The 8,442-nt window shown below is 38.7% G+C and carries 6 protein-coding genes; all 6 read left to right on the top strand.

Annotated features, from left to right (window positions below; all coding sequences use genetic code 11):
• Nucleotides 1-816 precede the first annotated feature (816 nt).
• Entirely contained in the window at nt 817-1,857 is a 1,041-nt protein-coding gene (locus F6K37_RS25935; protein ID WP_287253145.1) for an effector-associated domain EAD1-containing protein, read from the top strand.
• Between the two features lie 21 nt (nt 1,858-1,878).
• Nucleotides 1,879-2,289 carry a hypothetical protein gene (locus tag F6K37_RS25940; protein WP_287253148.1) on the top strand — a complete coding sequence of 137 codons (411 nt, stop codon included), beginning with the start codon at nt 1,879-1,881 and terminating at the stop codon, nt 2,287-2,289.
• Between the two features lie 23 nt (nt 2,290-2,312).
• A complete protein-coding gene (locus F6K37_RS25945) occupies nt 2,313-3,170 on the top strand; it encodes a GUN4 domain-containing protein (protein ID WP_287253150.1) in 858 nt (285 codons plus the stop codon).
• A gap of 78 nt (nt 3,171-3,248) precedes the next feature.
• Nucleotides 3,249-5,297, top strand: coding sequence for a HEAT repeat domain-containing protein (locus F6K37_RS25950; RefSeq protein ID WP_287253152.1), 2,049 nt, complete (start codon nt 3,249-3,251; stop codon nt 5,295-5,297).
• Nucleotides 5,298-5,421: 124 nt separating this feature from the next.
• Nucleotides 5,422-6,240 (top strand): hypothetical protein, encoded by an 819-nt coding sequence (locus tag F6K37_RS25955; RefSeq protein ID WP_287253155.1) that lies wholly within the window; start codon nt 5,422-5,424, stop codon nt 6,238-6,240.
• A gap of 196 nt (nt 6,241-6,436) precedes the next feature.
• Nucleotides 6,437-8,442 (top strand): NACHT domain-containing protein (locus F6K37_RS25960; RefSeq protein ID WP_287253157.1); only part of this gene is annotated, 2,006 nt, incomplete at its 3' end.

Consider the following 8,442-nt stretch of genomic DNA (forward strand, 5'->3'; position numbering starts at 1 on the left):
CGGTTTTAGCCATAGTTGGGTTTTTAAGGGTTTTGAATGGTTTAGCTGGTGATAACTCTATTCTCCCACTGCCTTAGTCTAGAAGGTGACAGAAGTCTGAAAACTTTATGGTTGATTAAGCTTTGACAAGCCTTGCCCAGCTACCCTTAGGGTTTTCCTTACTATATATAGCAGTTCTCAATTCGGTGGGGCTTTCAAGCTGTAGATGCAAGTGACCCACACAGCCCCCAAACCATCAGCAACCTCCCTTTGAGAAGGTACCCGAAAGGGTACTGTCAAGCCAGGCAATTATCTAACATTCTATAAATGTAGAGCGTTTCTCATACTTAAGAGGTACCTTCAATGGTCTTACCCCTATCCCTACTCCCTACTCCCTACTCCCATTAACCCAGGAGGAGGTACCTGACCAATGTTTGCGATCGCTATCACTACATTAGGGGACTTTACAAATCAGATGTAAAACTAGGATGGATAAAGAAAAGGAACAGTAAACCGGTTACAAGTAACACTAGTAAAGAGCTCCGAATAGTTTTTAATGCTCTGAAAAATCAGCAATATTGTTCATGACCTATTTGTAAATGCTAAATATCCGCCGCTATCTGATTTGGGGGTGTTGAGCTGGTATAATTCACTATGAATACTGCTTTTAGAGTTCCCCGCCAAGAAGATGATTCTCTACTCTTCGGGAATGCCTCCGGCCAAGGTTAATCCACGATTATCCTCACTAACCTGATATTTTATCTGCTGAGATTGTTATCAGAAAAATAAAGTTGTTACATTGTTATGTGGTAGATGATATAGCTATCACTTTAATTAATGAGAGATTTAACTGGTTCTCAACGCAGGCAATTACGCGAAGCCATTATCAGTGCTTATCCCACCAAAGATGACTTAGCGATGATGGTTGATGATGAGTTAGAAGAAAAATTAAATGCCATAGCTGGGGGAGAGAACCTTACTCACCTTGTTTTTAGTTTGATTAAATGGGCTGAGTCAAGAGGTAAATTAGAACCCTTAATTATCGCAGCCTATGGGACTAATCCAGGTAATCCAGAATTAAAAGAGTTTTATCAAACCATTTTTCAGCAGAGGTTTAGGATTCATCTCCCCCCAGTAAATACTATCAGGGATATTGGCCCGGCTATTGAGTGGCTTGGAGCAACGGAAGAGTTACAACTCCAAGGTTTCTGGCAACCGGAACCAGATTTTTGGGATGTTGGCTACCTGAAACGAGCGATAGCACAAGCAAGCTCTGTATGTCGGATTGAAATTAACCCACAGGGCATTGAAGGGACTGGTGTTTTGATTGCCAACAGGCTAGTTTTGACTAATTACCATGTTCTGAATCCAGATGAAAACGCGGATATCCACATCAATGCTCTCAATGCTGTCTTGCGTTTTGGCTGTTTTAGCTCTGATTTGGGAAATGAAACCGAGGGACAGGTCGTTAAATTAGACAGACAGCAACCGATTTTACATTCCAGTCCTACCAACAAACTAGATTACGTTTTGCTACAAGTGGCAGAAACTAGTCCTCCATCCAATGATAGTAAACCTGCTCGTTGGGAGCCTAATCATCTTCCTGTTAAAGGGATGGGAATTAATCTTTTTCAGCATCCCGAAGGTGCATCAATGAAACTCTCTATCACTCGTGATGGGATCACCGGAGTTTATCCCGAGAGGGGACTAGTTCAATATGTCAACAAAACTGCCTTGGGGTCTAGTGGTGCCCCATGTTTTGATGAAGATGGTACCCTAGTAGCTTTGCATCACGCTCAGCGAGCTAGATCGTTTGGTACTATCCGGGAAGGAATTTTATTTAGTTGCATCTATCAGGAAATTCAATCCTATCTCTAGTAAGGAGAATTAATACTTGACATGGGTCGTCGAATTATTACCACCCAATTTGAAGCTAAGAGCAGGGCAAAGATTGATGGCTATTTTGATCGGCTGATCAAATATATTCCCTCGGAAATTCTTGGGGCTTGGATAGCTATCAAAGGAGTGCTAACAAGTGCTAATGATGTTCCGATTAATCTAATATGGGTAGTATTTATATTCTTGGTATTTGTAACTCCTTTTTGGATATTAAAGTTAACATCAGAGTCCAATAAGCCACCAGCTGTTACCCAAATAGTAGTTTCCACTGGAGCATTTGTCGTTTGGGTATTTGCTCTGGGAGAGCCATTTTCATCCTTGGGATTTTACCGTCCAGTCTATGGTTCGCTATTGCTGATTCTCTATAATATCATTATCCCTTTGTTTAATCCTTCTGAATTAAATTCTTGAATGATTTATAAATTTATGCATGAATGTCTGAGTTATCTGGTCCTGAACGCCGGGAAATACGAGAAGCTTTAATGAGCGCTGTTATAAACCAAGATGAGTGGGAAATAATTTTGTATGATTATGATTTCAATCATAGCTATTTAGATATAATTAAAAATAAAAAATTATACACAAACATTCTTCAAGATTTAATTACTAAAGCAGAGAGTAGAGGGGAATTAAAGAAACTAATTGATAATGTATACAATTATAATTCTGGAAATGAAAACTTACAAATTATTTATCGACAATATGTTCAGAGTCCTACAGATGAGCCAGAAAATGGTAGTACTCCCCCTAATCATGAACAAAAACCTATAGAACCACAAGACCCACCTGACCAATTAACTCAACAACTAAACCCAGAAAAATATAAATTATTAAACTATCTTCTTGAAAATCAAAGATGGGTAGAAGCTAATGAAGAAACATTTGCTATTATGAATCAAGTTCCTGGTACTTCAAAATACTCTTGGAAGGCAAGCGATATTCAAAACTGTCCCTGTGATGTCTTATGTCACATCGATAAACTCTGGCAACAATACAGCAATAACTGTTTTGGTTTTACTGTCCAGAAAAAGATTTGGGAAGAAAAATGCACTAATTTAAATGATCCTGAAAAAGAGTTTGGTCGCCATGTAGGCTGGTATGACAACTGGAGGAAGCAATGGCTATCCCGTTCAAAGCAAATGTTTACAGACAATCTTGAAAAAAACCTTGATGATCAAGAAAAATATCAAGGAATTATTCCAACATTGACTTTAAAGAATACCAGTCTGGAAGTTAATGCTCGTCTTATCCCTCACCTTGTCGAAAAACTTGAATCCTGTAACTGTGATTGATGTGATTGCATCAATATAATTCACAATACTTGACGATTGCCATAGTTAATACTGTTGATAACTTTGAGGAGTTAGCGAATGAATAAAATTTTTTTAGGACGAGATGAACAACAGGAACGTTTCCGAAATGTCTTAAACTCTTTGGTTGCTCCAGCCTCCACGTCGGAAGAAGATCCAAAAATTTTTCTACTTCATGGTTTTGGTGGTATCGGTAAAACGACCCTGTTGCAACGATTGTATCACATCAGTCGAGAGGGAGACTTTCAAAATTGCTTTAATACTTTATTCATGGATTGGGAGAAAGAACGAGAACACTATATTGCTCTTCAAGTAGACCATGATGCTATTAAGCCAGCTACTATGCTGGAGGCTATTTATCAGAAATTCCTTCAGCAGGAAGAATGGAAAGACTACTTTCAAGAGTACAGTGAAACTCACAGTCTCTTGAAAACAGCTATAGAAAAAATTAAACAAGTGGAGGAAGAACAGGAAAGAACGAACCAAGCAGTGCGACTTGATTTGACAAAAGACGAATTGGATGTTTACAGAAATTCAGACGAAAGGTTAGCCGAGGCTTTGGGGGCAGGGATTGCGGAAATAGCTGATAAAAAGCCATTGCTAATTTTTTTTGACACTTACGAACTGGTTGATCGAATCGAGTGTGATTCTGTTTTGCGCAAGGTGATGAAACATGGTGGCGGTCAGGTTGTGTGGGTAATTGCTGGACGGTCAAATTTAGCAGATAATATCTGGAGAAACGAAGCAGCCAAAGAAGCCCTAACTACAGCCTTGGCAGATAACGATCCCGATATTGTGGCAGTAGCTATCAGGGCTTTAGGGCGTTTAAATGCCCTGGAAGTACCGCAACTTATTCGTTTCCTCAATTTGGATCAATCAAAAGATCGATACGTGCGTGAAGCGGCTGCTCGTGAGCTAGGTTATATGCCTAACGAGCAGGTAGATATAGCCAAGGTCTTAGAGGCAGTTGAACCTTTAATTGACGCAATGCGTAATGACTACATGAAGCAAGTTCGTGAGGCCGCTAGTAATGCAGGACGCAAGATCTATCGCGCAACAGAGTATTCATATTTTAAACGAGTAAATTTAGATAAAACTATTCGTAAAAAACTTCACTGGTCTCTGATATTAGCAGGAAAAATAAGCTCTGAACAAGAAGAAGAATTAAAAGAAACGGATCCCATAATACTAATTAGAGATTTCAACAGTTCCGATGATATTAATGAACGAGAGCGTATTATTCATAAACTAGGGAAGTTACAAGCTTCAGAAGCTGTGATAACACTGGTTAACTTGCTCCAAGACACCAATCAAGAACCTGATATCCGAGCAACAGCAGCAGCAGCCCTTGGGGAGATCGGAACAGCCACTGCCAATCATAATCAGGCAATTCAGGCTCTACTTAACACTTTGGGGGATAATGATAGTTTTGTGCGTCTGCAAGCAGCACAAGCTTTGGGGAAATTAATCCCTCCCGTAGGGATAGATGTCTTATACCAAGCTATTAGACAAGATAAATTTAGTAATGTCCGTAATGCTGCCAAGGAGGCATTAAAAAAATATATTATAGATTCTAATCGTTCAACTAGTGAAGATAGACTAAATGCATTTAATTACTTAAAGCTAGTTTATCCAAAAGAGGCGGAAAAACTGTTAGCAGAAAAAATTACTCATTCCAAGTTTTTAACAGACCATAATCCGTTGCAATCGGTCAATTTTGAGAATATGTCTGTAAGTGAGCTTATTGATAAACTCAATAATAACAAGACTAACAAAGACCCAGATGAATGTGTAGCGATCGCTAAGGCTCTAGGTAAACATGGAGATAGCGATGCCTTAGAGCCACTTATTCAAAAACTAAAAGATTTAGAAGAGGGAGATTGGGTAGCACGGGTGTCTGTAATCGAAGCATTAGGTAATTTAAATATTTCAAACCAGCAATTAGATAAAACCCAATTGGTGCAAACAATCCTTGTGGATAGGTGGCGTAATGATGCTATATCTGACGTTAGAGAGGCTGTCCAAAAGGCTCTCAAGGATATAGATAAAAAAACGGGTGGCTACAAACCTGCCGCACAAGCTTTGGAGCGATACTCGGACAAGGGATAATTGGGTAAATTTTTAAAAGCTAAGATGTTTTAAACAAATAATAACTAACGTAAAATTAAGCACAAAAAGTAATTAACCTATTCTCTATACTAGAGTAAACTTATGTAATGAACTAATACCCAATATGGAGTATCCAATTAGAGCCAGAGAAGGTAATCCCTACACAACTCTAGACTGGAAACAGGTAACTATATCAGAAATAATCAGTAAGCTATCTGATCCAGACACACAAGTTGATGCCTTGCAAGCGATTGGAATTAGATTTAATAATAAAATCTTAGATATCAAGTTTATTGAAACTGGCAATGCCTACGCCGATCCTGATGGGGATAGAACTAAAACAGAGGATGTATCAACAAAAAGCGTTGACGTAGAATTAATCCTTGATAACCAGCCACGGCAACCTCTTACTATAGAAAGTTCCCTCGAACCCTTCATAGAAGATGGTGTTAATTTTTTCGGTTCTGTTACGTTCAAAACTCCTAATGGAGAAACTAGAAAAATACCGATGATTGGCAGAGGAACAGTGGCACTTGATGGCAGAGCAAATGATGCACACGCCGGATTTTGTGTTGGTGGTGCTTGTGCCTCCTTCCAGGAACGTACTGCTATAGTTCTAGCGGTCGCTGCTGCTGCTGGTGCTAAGGACGAGCAAATAGACTTGATTGGAGAAAAACTAGGGGATATTAATGATAAATATCACGGGCGCAGAGATATACTGGCTTATTCCTTAGAATGTGCCACAAGGTCACAGATGCCAAGTTATACAGAGTACATGAAAGCTCGTTATCCAGAGGGTGAACGTTCTCCATTACTTCAAAGTGTGATTAATACAGGGAAACCTAATCAGGCTTATTATGAAAAAGCACTCCAGAAAATGACTCCTGAAGAACTGGCAGAAGATCGAGAGGCAGCAAAAGCTAGTTATAAATCCTACTGTTAGCTCTTGCTTTAGGCATTTTCGAGGAACTAAGTCCCAACTCTATTTTATCTTACCCTTTCAGAGATTATATTGATGGAATTTTAGTTCCCCAGAATAACCCCAAATCATAGTAGTTGGGTTTTAAAGAACAGGGTGGCATCTATAGTTTAGCCATACAATGGCACAAAACAACCCTTATTTTAAAATAACCAAAACTATGGTATCTAAAAATATAGTCAGCAACTATTTGCAAGAATTACACCAGTCTCTTAAGGAAAAATTAACCAAAAAATCTTTTGAAATTTATCCCTTTGAGCGTACTTATGAAGATAATCCCAAGGCTATAGGTAAGGAAGTAATCTCCAGTAAATTAAGCTTTACTGGTTTAGATGAGAGTTTCCATAAATACAATAGTCGATTATTACTTCTTGGTGAGCCAGGGGGCGGTAAAAGCATCTCAATGATTAAATTTGCTATCCAAAAGGTAGAAGAGCGACTTAAGACTCAAAGGTCATTGTTGCCAATTTTTGCGGAAATTTACACCTGGACTGAAATTTATAATGATCGAAAAGAAATAAGTCAAGAGAGTATCATTCACTGGTTAGCCAAGCAAACAAACCAAAACGAAGAATTTATAAACAAAGATTTTCTACAAAAACAAATTCGAGAAAAAAAAGTATTGTTACTACTTGATGGATTAGATGAACTTCCGTTAAATGTATCTCAAAAACCACAAGATCCAAATGCCCCTCGTGAAGACTATCGTGCTCAATTTATTGAGACTTTAAACTCTCTTGATGGTTTCCAGCAAGTTCCGATGGTGATTAGCTGTCGCCGTAGAGATTATGAAGAGATAACGGGTAATGATAATAACAATCCACTCAAGTTAAATGGTGCAGTAGTCCTCAATCGTTTGAGTGAAGCAGAAATTAAACAGTATGTCACGTCTAACTCTATTTTTAAGGATAATCAACAAGGGGCAAGACTCTGGAATCTACTGGATAATAGTCCAGATTTACTCAAGATGGTTCGCACGCCATTTCTTTTATATACATTAATTTCGACCTACCAAAATCAAGAGAGCGACGGCGAAGTCAAACAGTTTTCAAGAGTTAGCACTCACGAACAATTGTTTGACAGATTTATCGAACAAGGGTTTAGTAGAGAAAAGGATAAAAAAGAAAACAGAACTCAACAAAACCTACCATGCTCTTCCGCAGAGGAACTCAAGGAAAAGCTAGGGGCAATTGCGGTAGTGATGATGAGTGATTCAGAACCCGATAATACTAAAATAGAAGAGCCAATTTTTTCTAAAGTTATCCCTCAACTGGAACAGAGACATGCTTTTACTCGCTTAGCTAGAACTATCCAATTATTATTTGAGACTTCTGAAAAACAGGTTTATTGTTTTCGACATCTACTACTCCGGGATTACTTTGCTTTTCGTTATGCTAATAATTTTTTACAAAAGGGAGAGCTTCAGGATGACAAGTCCAGTAGCTCAATCAGCAAAATTGAAGTAGTGAAAGCTCTTGGTAAGCTAGATAACCAACGCGCTGTTGACTTACTAACAGGAGTATTAAATAATAACGAAGAAGATAAAGATGTTCGCTACGAAGCAGCTAATTCTTTAGGTCAATTTACTTCTGGAGTATATTTTCGAGGTTATCGACAGACCTTTGGCGATGACAATGTGATTAGCTATTCCCTAAGTAAATTTTCTTCAGATCAGACCGAGAAATATTTCCAGGAATTTTTCCGAAAGCGAAGTATTGAGCTAAATATTGCAGATGAGGATGTCAAGCAAATTGATAGAATCAGCCGTGGCATTCCCTTAGTGGTTAATCTAGCCGCAACGATGTGGCGTGAAGGAATTCCCGTTAATGATATTGTTTCTGAACAGGGAGATTCTCACGCTGAAATTGTGGCAACAGCTTGCGAACGCTTTCTGACTCACTTTAGTAATTTTCAAGATACCGAAGAAGATTTGCGAGCAGTTTATCTCCTCGCCATGATGCGCCGCTTTGATTCTGAATTTTTGCAGAGCATGCTGAATACTCCAGACTTACAGAGTCGAGGACAAGAGCTATACAAACGCTATTCCTTTGTTTCTCCTGAATTAAGGTTAGATGGTCAGCATCAAGTCTTCTTCAAGAAATTTTTGCTAGAACAACAGCGCGATGATTCACTGGTCAAGGAAATCAGTAGTAAAGCCCGAAGTTA

Source organism: Moorena sp. SIO4E2 (assembly GCF_010671945.1).
GTDB classification, from domain to species: Bacteria; Cyanobacteriota; Cyanobacteriia; order Cyanobacteriales; family Coleofasciculaceae; genus Moorena; species Moorena producens.

Coding starts and splice junctions, on each gene's coding strand:
- F6K37_RS25935 (WP_287253145.1), top strand. CDS start 817: ATGAGAGATTTAACTGGTTCTCAACGCAGGCAATTACGCGAAGCCATT.
- F6K37_RS25940 (WP_287253148.1), top strand. CDS start 1,879: ATGGGTCGTCGAATTATTACCACCCAATTTGAAGCTAAGAGCAGGGCA.
- F6K37_RS25945 (WP_287253150.1), top strand. CDS start 2,313: ATGTCTGAGTTATCTGGTCCTGAACGCCGGGAAATACGAGAAGCTTTA.
- F6K37_RS25950 (WP_287253152.1), top strand. CDS start 3,249: ATGAATAAAATTTTTTTAGGACGAGATGAACAACAGGAACGTTTCCGA.
- F6K37_RS25955 (WP_287253155.1), top strand. CDS start 5,422: ATGGAGTATCCAATTAGAGCCAGAGAAGGTAATCCCTACACAACTCTA.